The sequence below is a fragment of the Nocardiopsis alba DSM 43377 genome (genome assembly GCF_000341225.1).
In the GTDB taxonomy this organism is placed as follows: Bacteria; Actinomycetota; Actinomycetes; order Streptosporangiales; family Streptosporangiaceae; genus Nocardiopsis; species Nocardiopsis alba.
In genome coordinates, this window is sequence record NZ_ANAC01000005.1 from 172,960 (window position 1) to 188,148 (window position 15,189).

17 protein-coding genes are annotated in these 15,189 nt (G+C 69.4%); 4 read left to right on the forward strand and 13 right to left on the reverse strand.

Annotated elements, in window-relative coordinates; all coding sequences use genetic code 11:
* The first annotated feature begins 115 nt into the window (after nt 1-115).
* Entirely contained in the window at nt 116-1,666 is a 1,551-nt protein-coding gene (locus tag D451_RS0104430; protein WP_014913377.1) for a sensor histidine kinase, read from the forward strand.
* A 79-nt stretch (nt 1,667-1,745) separates the two neighbouring features.
* Here the strand turns inward: D451_RS0104430 and D451_RS0104435 are convergent, their stop codons facing one another.
* Together D451_RS0104435 and D451_RS0104440 are read right to left on the reverse strand one after the other, a co-directional pair.
* Nucleotides 1,746-2,006 (reverse strand): WhiB family transcriptional regulator, encoded by a 261-nt coding sequence (locus tag D451_RS0104435; protein WP_014913036.1) that lies wholly within the window; start codon nt 2,004-2,006, stop codon nt 1,746-1,748.
* A gap of 271 nt (nt 2,007-2,277) precedes the next feature.
* Entirely contained in the window at nt 2,278-3,210 is a 933-nt protein-coding gene (locus tag D451_RS0104440; protein ID WP_017533553.1) for a diacylglycerol/lipid kinase family protein, read from the reverse strand.
* A gap of 128 nt (nt 3,211-3,338) precedes the next feature.
* On the opposite strand from D451_RS0104440, the gene D451_RS0104445 reads away from it, so the two are divergent.
* Nucleotides 3,339-3,758, forward strand: a complete 420-nt coding sequence (locus D451_RS0104445; RefSeq protein WP_017533554.1) for a hypothetical protein — start codon at nt 3,339-3,341, stop codon at nt 3,756-3,758.
* 43 nt (nt 3,759-3,801) lie between these two features.
* Here D451_RS0104445 and D451_RS0104450 read toward each other — a convergent pair whose 3' ends face one another.
* The 8 genes from D451_RS0104450 to D451_RS0104485 form a co-directional block, all read right to left on the reverse strand.
* Entirely contained in the window at nt 3,802-4,560 is a 759-nt protein-coding gene (locus D451_RS0104450) for an RNA polymerase sigma factor SigF (RefSeq protein WP_014909463.1), read from the reverse strand.
* Between the two features lie 41 nt (nt 4,561-4,601).
* Nucleotides 4,602-5,027: an ATP-binding protein gene (locus D451_RS0104455; RefSeq protein ID WP_026124824.1), complete on the reverse strand. Its 426-nt coding sequence runs from the start codon at nt 5,025-5,027 to the stop codon at nt 4,602-4,604.
* 125 nt (nt 5,028-5,152) lie between these two features.
* Nucleotides 5,153-5,644: a GNAT family N-acetyltransferase gene (locus D451_RS0104460; RefSeq protein ID WP_017533555.1), complete on the reverse strand. Its 492-nt coding sequence runs from the start codon at nt 5,642-5,644 to the stop codon at nt 5,153-5,155.
* Between the two features lie 105 nt (nt 5,645-5,749).
* Nucleotides 5,750-6,340, reverse strand: coding sequence for a class I SAM-dependent methyltransferase (locus D451_RS0104465; RefSeq protein WP_017533556.1), 591 nt, complete (start codon nt 6,338-6,340; stop codon nt 5,750-5,752).
* Nucleotides 6,341-6,520: 180 nt separating this feature from the next.
* Nucleotides 6,521-6,727, reverse strand: a complete 207-nt coding sequence (locus D451_RS0104470; protein WP_014909765.1) for a DUF6199 family natural product biosynthesis protein — start codon at nt 6,725-6,727, stop codon at nt 6,521-6,523.
* Nucleotides 6,728-6,894: 167 nt separating this feature from the next.
* Nucleotides 6,895-7,707: an amino acid ABC transporter ATP-binding protein gene (locus D451_RS0104475; protein WP_014910999.1), complete on the reverse strand. Its 813-nt coding sequence runs from the start codon at nt 7,705-7,707 to the stop codon at nt 6,895-6,897.
* A complete protein-coding gene (locus D451_RS0104480; protein WP_017533557.1) occupies nt 7,707-8,666 on the reverse strand; it encodes an amino acid ABC transporter permease in 960 nt (319 codons plus the stop codon). Before D451_RS0104480 ends, D451_RS0104475 begins: the two co-directional genes overlap by 1 nt.
* A gap of 76 nt (nt 8,667-8,742) precedes the next feature.
* Nucleotides 8,743-9,564, reverse strand: coding sequence for an ABC transporter substrate-binding protein (locus D451_RS0104485; RefSeq protein ID WP_017533558.1), 822 nt, complete (start codon nt 9,562-9,564; stop codon nt 8,743-8,745).
* Nucleotides 9,565-10,000: 436 nt separating this feature from the next.
* On the opposite strand from D451_RS0104485, the gene D451_RS0104490 reads away from it, so the two are divergent.
* Entirely contained in the window at nt 10,001-11,131 is a 1,131-nt protein-coding gene (locus D451_RS0104490; protein ID WP_241463285.1) for an NAD(P)-dependent malic enzyme, read from the forward strand.
* A gap of 214 nt (nt 11,132-11,345) precedes the next feature.
* Nucleotides 11,346-12,887 (forward strand): serine hydrolase domain-containing protein, encoded by a 1,542-nt coding sequence (locus D451_RS0104495; RefSeq protein ID WP_017533560.1) that lies wholly within the window; start codon nt 11,346-11,348, stop codon nt 12,885-12,887.
* 67 nt (nt 12,888-12,954) lie between these two features.
* On the opposite strand, the gene D451_RS0104500 is transcribed toward D451_RS0104495, so the two are convergent.
* The 3 genes from D451_RS0104500 to D451_RS0104510 all read right to left on the reverse strand — a co-directional run bounded on the left by D451_RS0104500 (nt 12,955) and on the right by D451_RS0104510 (nt 15,168).
* Entirely contained in the window at nt 12,955-13,947 is a 993-nt protein-coding gene (locus tag D451_RS0104500) for a PadR family transcriptional regulator (protein WP_017533561.1), read from the reverse strand.
* Complete coding sequence (locus D451_RS0104505; RefSeq protein WP_014912650.1) at nt 13,948-14,799, reverse strand: DUF4097 family beta strand repeat-containing protein; 852 nt, start codon at nt 14,797-14,799, stop codon at nt 13,948-13,950.
* Nucleotides 14,800-14,988: 189 nt separating this feature from the next.
* The gene (locus D451_RS0104510; RefSeq protein ID WP_026124825.1) at nt 14,989-15,168 is read right to left on the reverse strand and encodes a DUF6104 family protein; all 180 of its coding nucleotides are present in this window, start codon (nt 15,166-15,168) and stop codon (nt 14,989-14,991) included.
* Nucleotides 15,169-15,189: the final 21 nt, after the last annotated feature.

Here is a 15,189-nt window from a genome sequence, read left to right on the forward strand (position 1 = left end):
TCACACACCCGGCCCGTCAGCGGCCGGCGGTCGGCCCTTCGGCCCCCGATTGGTGTGGACCACTGGTCGAGTGCGTATCCCTTGAGTATGCACCGCTTCGTGGGATGATTTGTGAGTGCCTCACCTCAGCGACCTCATTCGCCGTCATACGTCACTCAAACAGGCGGACCTGGAGTGGATCCACTCCCTTGTCTCCGATTGGCAGCTTCTGGCCGACCTCTCCTTCGCCGACCTGGTGTTGTGGGTGCGTCTCCGTGACGACGACGGCTGGGTCGCCACCGCGCAGATGCGGCCCACCACCGGTCCGACCGCCTTTCAGGACGACCTGGTCGAGACCGTCCTACGGGACGACATGGCCGATGTCACCTCCCGCTCGGGGGCCAGGGTGGTCGGCCGTCGCGCCCTGATCGACCGGGCCTGGAGCGAGGGGCGGATCTGCCGGGACGGAGACCCGGACTGGTCGGGCGGGGTGCCCGTGCGGGAGGAGACCATTCCGGTCCGCCGCCAGGGCAACCTCATCGCGGTCATCCAGCGCAGCACCAACCTGAGTTCGGCCCGCACCCCCAGCCGCCTGGAACTCACCTATCTCCAGAGCGCGGGCGACCTGGCGCAGATGATCGCGGAGGGCGCCTTCCCCTTCAGCGACCAGGGGCCGCTCATGGTGCGCTCCCCGAGGGTGGGCGACGGTCTGCTGCGGCTGGACCAGAACGGCGAGGTGGTCTACGCCAGCCCCAACGCGCTGTCGGCGTACCGACGTTTGGGTCTGGCCGCCGATCTGGTCGGGGCGCGACTGGACCGGACCACCCTGGAGCTCGCGGCGCCGGGCGAGGCCCGTGACGAGAACCTGACCTACACGGCCAGCGGCCGGGCCCCTCAGGAGGCCGAGGTCGAGGCGCGCGGGGTCACGGTCCAGTTGCGAGCGATCCCACTGGTCATCGACGGGGTGCGGATCGGGGCCCTGGTGATGGTCCGGGACGTCACCGAACTACGGCGGCGTGAGCGCGAGCTGATGACCAAGGACGCCACCATCCGGGAGATCCACCACCGGGTGAAGAACAACCTCCAGACCGTGGCGGCGCTCCTGAGGCTTCAGTCCCGTCGTCTGGACGTGCCGGAGGCGCGCGCCGCCCTGGACGAGGCGGTGGGCCGTGTGGGGTCGATCGCGATCGTGCACGAGATGCTCTCGCACACACCGGACGAGGTCGTCGACTTCGATGACATCGCGGACCGGGTCATGCAGATGGCCGCGGAGGTCTCCTCCACGGGGAAGGCGGCGATCCCGCGCCGGAACGGTGGTTTCGGCCTGCTGAACGCCCTGGTGGCGACGCCGTTGTCGATGGTCCTGGCGGAGCTGGTGCAGAACGCGGTCGAGCACGGTCTGGGCCAGGGGCCGGGGGAGATCGAGGTGCGGGTGCGGCGTTTCGACTCCGAGCCGGGGTCCGAGGTGCCGAGCACCTTGGAACTGGCCGTCTCCGATGACGGCGGGGGGCTTCCGGAGGACTTCGATCTGGAGGGGACCACGAGTCTGGGGTTGCAGATCGTGCGGACCCTGATCGTGGGGGAGCTGGGCGGCACCCTGGCGATCGAACCGAAGGAGGGCGGCGGCACGGAGGTCGCGATCAGCCTGCCGCTGGAGCACGAGGAGGGCGAGGTCCCCTACGGATAGGGGGTCGTCCGAGGGAGCGGAGCCGTTCCCCCTCGCGCCGGGGGGAACGTCGGCTTCGTGTGTCCCGAGTGGGACGATTCTAGGAAGTGCGGACCATCGGTCGCGTGGTGAGGCCGCCGCGACGCTTCATGCGACGCCGCTCCTCCTCGGAGGTGCCGCCCCAGACGCCACCGTCCTGACCGCTCTCCAGGGCCCAGCGCAGACACGCGGAGCTGACCGGACAGCGCCCGCAGACGGCCTTGGCCTCTTCGATCTGGATCAGTGCGGGTCCGTGGGCGCCGATGGGGAAGAAGAGTTCGGGGTCTTCGTCACGGCAGGCTGCGTCATGGCGCCAGTCCATGCGGTCCACTCCTCACAGGTTGTGAAGCTTTTCACGATCGCTGTGCAAGGGCACCCGGTGGAAGGGCCCCACCGGAGGGGTCCGCACGTCGGGGGTCGAGGTTTCACCCCGCGGCCATGCGGGAAGCGCCCAAATTAACTCGCCCGTAACTCGCGGCGATATCTTGAGCGTGACAGCATCACGGAGGGCACGCAAGAGTTCCCGAGGCCGAAGGTCCTGTTCGACGTGTCGGGTGTGTCACAGTCGCCGTGAATGGCTCTTTTCTCGGTAATTAACAGAAGATTCGTAATGCCTTCGGTACCGAGTGGAAGTTGACCTCTTCACGCTCTCCCAGGTATTCACCATCGATTTGGAAGGCCCTCGGGTGGTTCGAGGTGACCCGCAGAGAGTCACGATCGTGCCAGGTCACGTAGCCGTCGCCACGTGCGGGAAGCCCTTTGGGCAGGAACATTTGGGAAAGGACCCACCCGGTCAGCCAGTAGGAGGAGCGGGTCAGCGCGAAAGCGTCCAGGCCCAGCTCGAAACGGGAGGACGGGGTCGGCTGAAGAGGGAGTGCCCCGGCGTAGGTCCACGGCGTGGTGTTGGTGACCAGAGCGAAATAGACCTCGTCCAGGGACCTTCCGCCGGTGGACACGGTAAGTGACGGATCGCGGATATCCCCGCCGAAGAACAGCTTTACCGCGACCTCCGCGTACAGGGCGGGTGTGGCCTTCCGGCCGTTCTCCCGCTCATGCTCCACCTGCTGCACGACGTCGGCGTCCCAGCCGAATCCGGCACAGAACGTGAAGTAGCGGTCGTCCTGGTCGCCGGTGATCCGGCCCAGATTGACCTCGCGTTCACGGCCGGCGCGGATCGCCCCCAGGATCTGGCCGGTGGCCTCGACCGGGTCTCCGGAGACGCCCAGCGAGCGGATGAACACGTTGGCGCTGCCCCCGGGGATGACCGCGTAGCGGGGGCGGGGCAGGTCCTTCGGGGTGCTCAGGAGGCCGTTGACGACCTCGTTGACGGTGCCGTCGCCGCCCAGGCTCAGGACGAGCTCGTAGCCGCGGGACGAGGCCTCGCGCGCCAGTTCGCGAGCATGGTCGCGGTAGGCGGTCTCGACGGTGGTGACGTCCAGCTCCGACGCCAGCGCGCCCAGGATCACCTCGCGGGTGCGGTCGGTGGTCGTGGTCGCTTTGGGGTTCACGATGAAGAGGGCGCGCACTCGGCCAGTCTAGAGGTAGGTGGGAACGTCCTCGCGCTTCGGGGTGATATGGGACACATTCGCGCATCGAGGGCGGGGTGGGCCGGGGCCCGGGAGAGGAGGGGACGGAGCGCGTATAGGCTCGTCAGGTGTCTTCGCGTCCCATCACCATCATCGTCGCCGCCGCGCTGGAGGCCCTGATCGGGCTGGTCGCGGCGCTCGCCGGACTCTACAGCCTGTACACCGCCTTCACCGGGCAGGCCTCGGACGTGGCCTCCTCGGCCCTTCCGCTGACCGTGATCGGTGTGGGCGTGGGCGTTCTGCTGATCCACGTCGCGCGTGGCCTGCTGCAATTGCGCGAATGGGCCAGGACACCGGTCGTGGTCACCCAGCTGTTCATGGCCGTGGTGTCCTACTACATGTTCACGAGCGATCAGTACGTGATCGGGGCGGTCATGCTCGGTACGGCCATCGTGGCCGCGGCCGCCGTCCTCGCTCCGTCCACGACCGCGGCGCTGTTCCCCGACGAGTCGTCCGGACGTCGGCAGCACCGCGGTCGTAGGCCCTAGCGGGTTCTCCCCCGGGCCCCGCGCGGCCCGGAGAGCACACTTCCTAGTCGTCGGTGGTCAGCGCCTGTCGCAGTTGTGCCAGGGTCCGTGCCAGCAGGCGCGAGACGTGCATCTGGGAGATGCCGAGCTCCTGCGCGATCTGGGACTGGGTCATGTTGCCGAAGAAGCGCAGTAGCAGGATCCGCTTCTCCCTCGGCGGCAACTGCTCCAGCAGGGGCTTGAGGGACTCCCGGTACTCCACCCCCTCCAAGGACTCGTCGACGATCCCCAGCGAGTCGGCCACCGCGGGGGCGTCCTCGTCACCGCTGTCGGGAGCGTCCAACGAGACCGTCGAGTAGGCGTTGGCGGACTCCAGGCCCTCCAGCACCTCCTCCTCGGTCATCTGAAGGTGCTGGGCCAGCTCGGCGACGGTGGGGGAGCGCCCCTCCCGCTGAGACAGATCGCTGACGGCCTTGGTCAGCGACAGCTTCAGCTCTTGGAGGCGGCGGGGAACCCGTACCGCCCATCCCTTGTCACGGAAGTGGCGTTTGATCTCGCCGACGATCGTCGGGGTCGCGTAGGTGGAGAACTCCACCCCTCGCTCCAGGTCGAACCGGTCGATGGACTTGATCAGTCCGATCGTGGCCACCTGGGTGAGATCGTCCAGCCACTCGCCTCGGTTGCGGAACCGTCGGGCCAGGTACTCCACCAAGGGCAGATGGAGCTCCACCAGCTCGTCGCGGATCCTGCGGCGTTCGGCCGAGTCCGCGTCGAGCTCGTTAAGGCGCTCGAACAACTCTCTCGCGCGTGCCCGATCGGGCACCGCGTGCTCGGTCTTCGCTGTCAGAGCGGGCCCCCTTTCGCTCACGCCGGCTCCAGCGTGCCGCGGCGTTTGTACAGGACGATGTAGACGCGATCGTCCGAGGCGACCCCCGAGTCGACGTCCCCGGCCAGGGCCGACAGGACGGTCCAGGCGAAGGTGTCGCGGGCCGGAAGACGCCCGTCGGCGGTCAGCACCGAGACGGAGATGCGCATCCCGTCGGGGGTGAGTTCGAACTCCGTGGTCAGTTCTGTGCCGGGCAGAGCCTGGGAGAGGAGCATCGCGCAGGCCTCGTCGACACCGATCCTCAGATCCTCGATCTCGTCGAGGGTGAAGTCGAGCCGGGCGGCCAGACCCGCCGTCGCCGTCCGCAACACCGACAGGTAGGCGCTGTCGGCGGGCATGTTGACGGTGACGGCGTCGCGTACTCCGGTGGCGTCGGCCATGGGCACAGCGGTTTCTTCGGTCACGTCCCTCCTTCGGGGGGCGAGGTTGCCGCTTGAGAGCAATGTATCTCGTTTCACCCTGCCACCGCCGCAGGGAACGAAGATCGTGTCCGTCCGAGAACGCCCGAACACGAGACGAATGGCCGGCCTCAGGCCCGAACCGAGCCCAGGGAGACCAGCGCGTCGCCGTCCAGACGACGGACCGTCCACTCGTCCATCGGGGTGGAGCCCAACGACTCGTAGAAGCGGATGGCGGGTGTGTTCCAGTCGAGCACCGACCACTCCAGCCGTGTGAGGCCGCGCTCCACACAGATGCGGGCCAGGTTCCGGAGCAGGTCCCCGCCGTGTCCGTGGCCCCGTAGTTCGGGCCGCACGTACAGGTCCTCCAGGTGGATCCCGTGCCTGCCGGTCCAGGTGGAGTAGGTGAGGAACCACAGGGCGAACCCGGCCGTGACCGTGACGCCGTCCTCCCCGGTGTGCTCGGCCACGTGGGCGAACACCGCGGGCTCCGGACCGAACAGGGCGGTGCGCAGATCCTCCTCCGTGGCCACGACCGCGTCGGGTTCCTTCTCGTACTCGGCGAGCTCGCCGATCATCCGGTGGATGTCGGGAACGTCGTCGGGACGGGCGGGGCGGATCATCGGACCACCTCGGAGACGGGTCGGGGTCGGGTGGACCTTTCCAGGGTATGCGCCGCCCGGAGGGCCCGTGGAGCATGGGGATCCACGGGCCGCGCCCTCACGGGCTCAGTGCGGGCGGTGCGCCACCACCCGTTCCACCAGACCGAAGAAGACCCGGTCGTGGTGGCCCACTTGGAAGCCGACCTCCTCGGCGACCTCGCGCGGCAGCCTGCGGGGGTGTTCGCTCCTGCGTTCGCGCAGCCGCAACGGCATCCGGGTGTACTCGATGTGGTCCACCAGAAGCAGACGTCCCCCCGGGACCAGGACGCGGCGCATCTCCCTCAGGGAGCCCTCCTGGTCGGGGATCGTGCACAGGGAGAGCGTGCACACCACGGTCTCGAAGGAGCGGTCGGCGAAGGGGAGCCGTCGGGCATCGGCCTCGACGAGGGCGATCGGGCGTTCCAGCCGTTCGGCCCGGTTCCGGGCCCTGGCGAGCATGGCCGGGCTCAGGTCGAGTCCGACCAGTCTGACCTGGGGCGGGTAGAAGTCCAGGTTCCGCCCGGTCCCCACGGCCACCTCCAGGGTGTGTCCGCGGGCCCCGCCGCACAGGATCTCCCTGGTGTTCCTGATCGCCACGTGCTCGCAGTGGCGACCGAGGTCGTAGCGGCCGGCCCGGTGCTCCCAGATCCGCCGTGCCTTTTCCGTACGCGCGTCCATGTCTCTCCCCGGGACCGGTAGACGTGCCCCCGAGCAAAGACTCTGGGGGGCGTGGGGCCCCCGGGTCAAGGTCATCGGGGGCGGGTTCGAGTGTTGTCCGAGGATCCGGGCTCCGGCCCCGCGGACGGGCACGAGGGCGCCCGCCGGCGGCGGACGCGAAGGGATGCCGGAGCACGCCGCCTAGGTGAGCATGCCGCATCCGACCGGGATGAGGATGAGCATCACGATCGCGCCCAGGCGATGCATGGCGAAGTAGGTGTCGCTGGGCTCGTTCTGCTCCGGGTCCCGGTACTTCCAGGACTGTACGTACCAGACGACCCGGGGCTCGATGAGCACGATGACGTACCAGAGGGCGATGACGCCCAAGAGGACGTAGAGCGGACCCACGCTTCTCCTTGGGGGATGGTGACGCGACCCCGAACGCTTCGGAGTCTCCTCGTCACTGGTCGACGCCGTCCGAGACGGTGGGGTTTCGGCCCGGGTGTGTGATCCGGAGCATATCGAAGGCCCCGCGCTCCGAGGAACGGGGGCCTTCGATCAGAGTGGGGGTCGGGTCAGAGCACCTTGGACAGGAACGCCCGCGTCCGCTCGTGCCGTGGATCGGACAGCACCTCGGAGGGCACACCGGACTCGACCACGACGCCGTCGTCCATGAAGACCAGGGAATCGCCCACCTCACGGGCGAAGCCCATCTCGTGGGTGACGACCATCATGGTCATACCGGCCCGGGCCAGGTCGCGCATGACGTCCAGGACCTCGCCGACCAGTTCGGGGTCCAGGGCGCTGGTGGGCTCGTCGAACAGCATCAGGGACGGCTCCATGGCCAGGGCGCGGGCGATGGCCACCCGCTGCTGCTGGCCGCCCGAGAGCTGCTCGGGGTAGGCGTTCGCCTTGTCCGGCAGCCCGACCCGCTCCAGGAGGGACATCGCCAGCTCCGTGGCCTCGGCCTTGGGTACCCGCTTGACCTGCGTGGGGGCCTCGATGACGTTGCCCAGCACGGTCAGGTGCGGGAACAGGTTGAAACGCTGGAAGACCATGCCGATGTCGCTGCGCTGGGCCGAGATCTCCGAGTCGCGCAGCTCGTACAGCTTCCCGCGCTTCTGCCGATATCCCATCAGCTCGCCGTTGACCCACAACCGGCCGGCGGAGAGCTTCTCCAGGTGGTTGACGCAGCGCAGGAACGTCGACTTGCCCGAACCGGAGGGGCCGATGATGCACATGACCTCACCGCGCCGGACCTCCAGGTCGATGCCCTTGAGGACCTCCAGCCGGCCGAAGCTCTTGTGCACGTTCTCGGCGACGACGAGAGCCCCGTCCGTCCCGTCGTTCGCGTTCACGTCCTCGTGCTCCCTGTTCTCCTCGGCCATCAGTGCGCCCCTCCCACGATCCGGTCACGGACTCCGCGCTCGCCGCGGTCGAACCTGCGCTCGAGGAAGTACTGGCCGACCATCAGCACACTGGTGATCGCCAGGTACCAGAGGCAGGCCGCCACCAGCATCGGGAAGATCTGGTAGGTCCGGGTTCCGATGGCCTGGAGCTGGTAGAAGAGCTCGATGGTCACGGGCACGTACGCCAAGAGCGCCGTGTCCTTGAGCATGGCGATGGTCTCGTTCCCGGTGGGAGGGATGACGACCCGCATGGCCTGCGGGAGGGTGATCCGGCGCATGATCCTGCTCCGGCTCATACCGAGCGCCTGGGCTGCCTCGGTCTGCCCCTTGTCCACGGATTGCAGGCCCGCGCGGATGATCTCGGCCATGTAGGCGCCCTCGGACAGCGCCAGGGCGAGCAGACCCGCCGTGTAACCGGTCAGGAGGGTGCGCGTGTTGATCTCGAAGAAGCGGGCGTCGCCCTCCAGGCCCAGCAGCGGCATCCAGTAGTTGTCGAACGGGAGCCCGATGTGGATCGTCGAGTACAGGATGGCGATGTTGCCGAAGAGCACCGCGAGCACCAGTCGGGGCACGCCTCGGAAGAACCAGGTGTAGGTCCAGGAGACCCCCACCAGGACGGGGTTACCGGAGAGACGCATCACCGCGAGGAGGATGCCCAGCAGGACACCGATGAGCATGGCCAGCACGGTGGCGCTGAGGGTCACCCAGACACCGCGGACCACCGGGTCCGAGAACATGTGCTCGAACATGAAGGGCCAGTCGAAGGCCGGGTTCGTGAGGAGCATGTTCACGAACATCGCGGCCAGGACCAGCACGACACCGGCGGCGACCCAGCGTTCGGGATACCTGACGGGGACGGCGGTGATCGGAGCGGACGAACGGTCCGGGGCGGGTTCCCGGGACCCCGGCCCGTCCACCGATGAGCTCGGTGAGGTCACGGATCAGACTTTCGTGAAGAGGGTGGAGGGCGATGGGGGGAGGGACGGCCCTGTACGACGTGGGGGGCCGTGGCGGTTACTCGGCGACGGAGGGGTTGACCTCGGCGGCCTCCAGCGCGCCGACCTCGATGCCCCACTCCTCCAGGATCTCGGCGTAGGTGCCGTTCTCGATGATGGTGTTGAACGCCGCCGCGAGCTCCTCGCTCAGCTCGGTGTCGTCCTTGTGGAGGACCACGCCGTAGGGGGCGGCGTCGTACTGTTCGCCGATGAACTCCAGCTTGTCGCCGGTCTCCTGGATGGCGTACAGGGAGGTCGGCAGGTCCGCGAGGGAGGCGTCGTTGAGGCCGGACACCACGGTCTCGGTGGCCTGGGGCTGGCTCTGGAACTTCTCGATGGTGATGGGGTCCTCGCCGGCGTCGACGCACTCCTGGCTGCGGGCCTCGATGTCGGTGTCGTGGGTGGTGCCGGTCTGCACGGCGATGCGCAGACCACAGGCGTTGTCCGGGTCGACGTCGCCGGGGTTGCCCGTCTGGGCGAACCACTGGGTGCCCGAGGAGAAGTAGCTGACCATGTTCACCTGCTCCATCCGCTCCTCGGTGACGGTGAAGGAGGAGGCGCCCATGTCGTAGGTGCCGGTGTCGACGCCGATGATGATGGAGTCGAAGGTGGTGGGCTCCCAGATCGGCTCGACGCCCATCTCGGCCAGGGCGGCGGTCACCAGGTCGACGTTGAAGCCGAGGACGGTCTGACCGTCCTCGTCGAGGTACTCGCCGGGAGGATAGGTGGCCTCGACACCGATGGTGACGGTCCCGTCGTCTTCGGCGCCACAACCGGCCAGGGTCAGAACCCCCGCCGCGGCGAGGGCGGTGGCGACGGTGAGGGGCTTGCGCGGGGGCATGGGGATCTCCTTGGGGGCATGGGAACGACCTGATGGGGAAGGGGGTTCGCGGGGCCGAGACCCTTGTGGGGCGGGGGGACCGCGAGGTCGGAGGGCATGGTGTCACATATCGGTGACGCTCCATCGTGCCGACCCGCGATTTTCCTCCGGTCACCGTTGTGAGAGGATTGCGTAACGGGTTATCCCCGTGAGATGCGGACGCGCAGTACTCGTATAGGAGTCCGGCGAAGACCGACTCTCCCGGCGACACCACCGGTCATGGCCGACCGGCGCCGTGGAGAGCTCCCCTAGCACCCATGTCTTCGCGCGCGTCCCGCGGCCCATCGTCCCCGTCATGGCCGACGCGGGACGCATAGCAGACCGAGGGGTTTGAGCAGTGACCACTACTTCGCGCAACGAGGACACGTCCGAACTGGACCGCGACCCGGCCTTCGCCATGCACCGTGGCGGCAAGCTGCACGTCACCGGTTCCGTGGACGTCAGCGACCACGAGGGCCTCTCCCTGGCCTACACCCCCGGCGTCGCCCGTGTCTGCGACGCGATCGCCGAGAACGTCGACCTGGTCGAGACCTACACCTGGAAGAGCAACCTGGTCGCCGTCGTCACCGACGGTACCGCCGTCCTGGGGCTGGGCAACATCGGCCCCGAGGCCTCCCTCCCCGTCATGGAGGGCAAGGCGCTGCTGTTCAAGCAGTTCGCCGACGTCGACTCCGTGCCGATCGCTCTGAACTGCACCGACGCCGACGAGATCGTCGAGACCGTCGCTCGGATGGCGCCCTCCTTCGGCGGTATCAACCTGGAGGACATCTCCGCCCCGCGCTGCTTCGAGATCGAGGCGAAGCTGCGTGAGCGTCTGGACATCCCCGTCTTCCACGACGACCAGCACGGCACCGCCATCGTGACGGTGGCCGCCCTGCACAACGCCGCCCGCCTGACCGGTCGCACCCTGGGCGACCTGCGCGCGGTCGTCTCCGGCGCGGGCGCCGCCGGCGTCGCCGTCACCAAGATGCTCATCGACGGCGGGATCGGCGACATCGCGGTCGCCGACTCCAAGGGCATGATCTACGAGGGCCGTGACGGCCTGACCCCGATCAAGCGCGACCTGGCCGCCATCAGCAACAAGGCCGGTCTCCAGGGCTCCATCGAGAGCGCCCTCGAAGGCGCCGACGTGTTCATCGGCCTGTCCGCCGGCGAGGTGCCCGAGTCCGTCGTGGCGACCATGGCCAAGGACGCCATCATCTTCGCGATGGCCAACCCCAACCCCGAGGTCCACCCGGACATCGCCCACAAGTACGCGAGCGTCGTCGCCACCGGGCGCAGCGACTTCCCGAACCAGATCAACAACGTCCTCGCCTTCCCCGGCGTGTTCCGCGGCGCCTTCGACGTCCGCGCCTCGGACATCACCGAGAACATGAAGCTGGCCGCCGCGCGGGCCATCGCCGACCTGGTCGGCGATGACCTGAGCGCCGACTACGTCATCCCGAGCACCTTCGACGAGCGCGTGGTCCCGGCGGTCTCGGCCGCCGTCGCCGAGCAGGCGCGCAAGGACGGCGTCGCCCGTATCTGACGTCCGTTCCCGAACGATCGGGGCCCGGCCCGTGGTACGTCCACGGGCCGGGCCCCTCGTCGTGGTGGGGGTGGCGCACGTGAGGAGGGTGGGGTAGGGGCGACCCGAAGAGGTGTGCGGGACGTAGTGCCCCGGAACGGGTCGGATCCGTAGTTTTCTGCCTGTCGGGTACGGCGCCCGGGCCGTCCCCCCGTGACAGGGAGAACCAGACCTCATGGGCACACCGCCCCCCACCCGAGAAGGCCCCTTCACGAGAACCGTGACGGTGGCCGCGACGGCGCTCTTGGCCGGGGTGGCCGCGATCCTCACGGTCGTCGTGGCCCCCGCCCCCTACGAGCTCGGGACGGCCACGACCGGTGACGCGGATCTGGCCGCGTCGGTCCGGGAGGGTATCGACGACCCCACCGGCTACCACGGGCTGTCCGTGGCGGTCGTCGAACCCGGGCCGGAGGGCGGGTTCCGTGTCCGCACGGCCGGTCTGGGCGAGGTCGGCGACGACGGGACGCCGGTCACCGAGGACACGCCCTTCGCCTCGGCCTCGGTCGCCAAGGTCCTCCCCGGGATGATCCTGGCCGACATGGTGGACCGGGGCGAGGTCGACCTCGACACCACCGTCGGTGCCCTGCTCCCGGACCTGGACTTCGCGGACCCGGCGGTCGCCCGGATCACGGTCGAGGAACTGGCGACCCACACCTCGGGGCTCTCCCGGGAGGAGACCACCCTGCCCGAGACCCTCTGGCAGTTCGCCGCCAAACGGCATCCGCGCCCCTACGACTCGGTGGACGCCTTCCTGGAGTCCGTGGCCCTCGACGCCCGCGTCGACCCGGGTACACGAGGGGTCAACGTCTACTCCAACACCGGGTTCTCCCTGCTCGGGCACGCTCTGGCCGTACGTGCCGGCACCGATTACGCCGAACTGGCACGGGACAGGATCCTGGGGCCCCTGGGCATGGACGACAGCCGAGTGTGGTCCGAGGACGACGAGGTCCGGCCCGTGGTGCACGACGCGGACCGGGGCGGGCCGCTCCCGCTGGACCACGACGTGGCGCGGGCCTCTCAGGGCGGGCTGACGACGACCGCGGCCGACCTGGGGCGGCTCCTGGCCGCGATGATGGACGGTTCGGCGCCCGGAGCCGGCGCCGCCGAGCCGGTGGGGCCGGGCGACGTCGAACGCCGTGAGCAGGGGCTCGGCTGGTACGTGGAGACGTTGGGGGAGCGGCCGATCACCTCGCACGGAGGCAACGCCACGACCAACGGGCACACGGCCTGGATCGGGTACTCGGGCGACCGGGGCGCCGTGGTGCTGTCGAACACCCACCGTTACAGCGAGGACATCGGGCTGCGGCTGCTCGGCGTCGACGAGCCCAGCCCCGACAACGTCATGGGGGAGCGGGTGTACGGCGTCGCGACGCTGCTCCTCGCGCTGACGCCCGGCGTGATGGCGCTCGGTTTCGCCGCGCGGCGCCGGCCCGGACGCCTGCTCCGCCGTCCCACGGACCGCCTCGGCCTGGTCTCCTACGGTCTCGGGTCGGCCGCGCTGCTCTGGTACGCGCACCTCGCGGGCTTCTGGCACCTGGTCTCGCCGTGGGCGTGGGTGATCGGCGTGTACGCGGCCCTGGCCGCGGCCGTCGTCGGCGCCCTGCGGTGGCCGGACCTGCCGACGGCCCGTGGCCGTCGACCGTGGATCAGAGGGGTCCGCGTCGCGGCTGCGAGCGCGCTCGCCCTGGCATCGATGGGACTCCTGGCGGCCCTGTGAGCGGGCGTGGAAGGGCCCGGGAGACCACGCCCCCGTGTGGTCTCCCGGGCCCTACCGGTATCGGTGGTCAGTCGTTCCCGCGGTCCTCGTCGGTGGCGGTCGACCAGGGGTCCCGCTCGGCGGAGGGCATCGGGCGCGCGCTCCGGGGCTCCTCCCGAGAAGGCTCCTCGGGCCGCTCCTCCTGCTTCTCCTCCGGTCGCTCCTCGGCGGTGGTGGAACCCTCGCTCTCGGAGGGCCGCTCGGTCTTCTCGTCGGCCGGCCCCCAGGTCCGCATGTCCCGGCGGATCACCTCGACGGTCTCGTCGAGGATGCGACGCAGGTCGTGGGCGGCGGAACCGCCGACCTCACCGGCGCCGCGGACCAGGTCGCGGACCCGGGTGGAGAAGTCGCGCAGGGCGTGCTCGAACTCCGGGTTCCGGCACTCCCGCTCCTTCTCCTCCTCGCCGGCGCCCCGCTCCTCGGACTCCCGGGCCTTCTCCTCCGAGGAGGCGGAGTCCTCACGTTCGGAGGAGGGGCGGCCCCAGGCGGCCCCGAAGACGCCGAAGCCCTGGGCGAACCGCTCCCACTCGCGAGCCCACATGCCCCCGTCGCCGCGAGGCTCGCGTTCGCGTTCCCCCTCGGCGTCGGAGGAGGAACTCCCCCCGGAGCCCCGCTCCTCCTCGGAGCTCTCCCTGCGGGACTCCGAGCTCGCGAACTTCAGTTCGTCGCGCAGGGAACCGATGGTGGCGCGCACGTCCTGCTTGACCGCGCGGGCGATGTCGCGCACGGAGTCGGTGATCTCCCGCTCCAGGTCGTCCAGGTCGCTCTCGCGGGCCCGCAGCTCCTCGCGCCCCTTGTCGGTGAGGCTGTAGACCTTGCGGCCGCCCTCCTCGGTGTGGGTGACCAGCCCCTCCTCCTCCAGTCTCGCGAGCCGGGGGTAGATGGTGCCGGGCGAGGGCGAGTACACGCCCAGGAAGCGGTCGCGCAGCAGACTGATGATCTCGTAGCCGTGGCGCGGGCTCTCGTCGAGCATCTTGAGCAGGTACAGACGGAGTCTGCCGTGGCCGAAGACGGTGCTCATTCAGGCCCCCTCTGGGATCGCGGCCGGAGCCTCGGGGGCGCGTCGCAGCAGCGCGGCCCGACCGGACACGGTGTTGACACTGATGGAGGCGGGGTCGACGCCCACGCCGACCTTGCCGGTCATGGAGTTGCGGGCCGGGGCGCTGTTGCGCTCCAGACCGAAGTCGCTGTCCAGCGCGCCGGTGACCGAACGCAGCTCGACGGAGGCCGAGCTCTCGGCGGGCACCCGCAGGGCCACCTCGCCGGAGACGGTGTTCACCCGGACCCGGGACGAGGGCGCCAGGTCGGTGTCGACCAGCACCTGCCCGGAGACGGTCTTGGCCCGCAGCTCGGACAGGCGTCCGCCGGCCACGGCGAGCTGTCCGGTGGCGGTGCCGAAGTTCAGTACGCCGGTCGGGGTGCGCACGGAGGCGTTGCCGTCGGCGGTGTTGAGCTCGGTCTCGCCGGAGACCTCGTCCAGGGTGATCTCGCCGGTCGCCGTCTTGATCCGGGTGCGGGCGGTCAGCCCGGTCGCCACCACCGGGGCGGTGGCCGTGGTGACCTCGACGGGGCAGTCGCGCGGGACCCGCAGGTTCACGGTGGCCCGTCGGGTGCCGACGTTGCGGTAACCGGAGAGCTGGAGCGGCTTGAGCCGGTCCAACAGTCCCTGACCGGTGAGGTCCTGGTAATGGATGGTGAGGATGCCGGCCTCCTGGGTGACCTCCAGGGGCTCTCCGACGATGTCGCCGATCTCGAAGGTGACGGGGTCGTCGGTGGGGATGATGTTGACCTGTCCTCCGACGATCCGCACCTTGAGGGCGACGATGCCGTCCAAGGTGTGGGTCATCGGACTGTCGATGGTCCAACGTGCCATCGTGAACCCTTTCCACTCGTTCTCGATGACTTCACGATATGTCGCGTCCCCGGCGAACTCAAGATATGTCGCGGATATCAGGGTCGGGTCAGGGGTATCCCCGGGGAAGGTCCCGGACACACGCGAGGGGCCCGGGTCGTCATGACCCGGGCCCCTCGGACCGTGCGCCGCCGGAGCGGCGCGGCACCACTACTCTTCGTCCTCGTCGTCCAACCTGGCCAACCAGGTGGCCAGGCGCTCGACGGGGGTCTCGAACTCGGGGTGGACGTCGGTGAACACCCGCAGCTGCTCGGCGAGCCAGGCGAAGCTGACCTCCTCCTCGCCGCGGCGGTTCTCCAACTCCTCGATTCCGCGATCGGTGTAGTACATACCTTCCCTCACCGCTCGGAC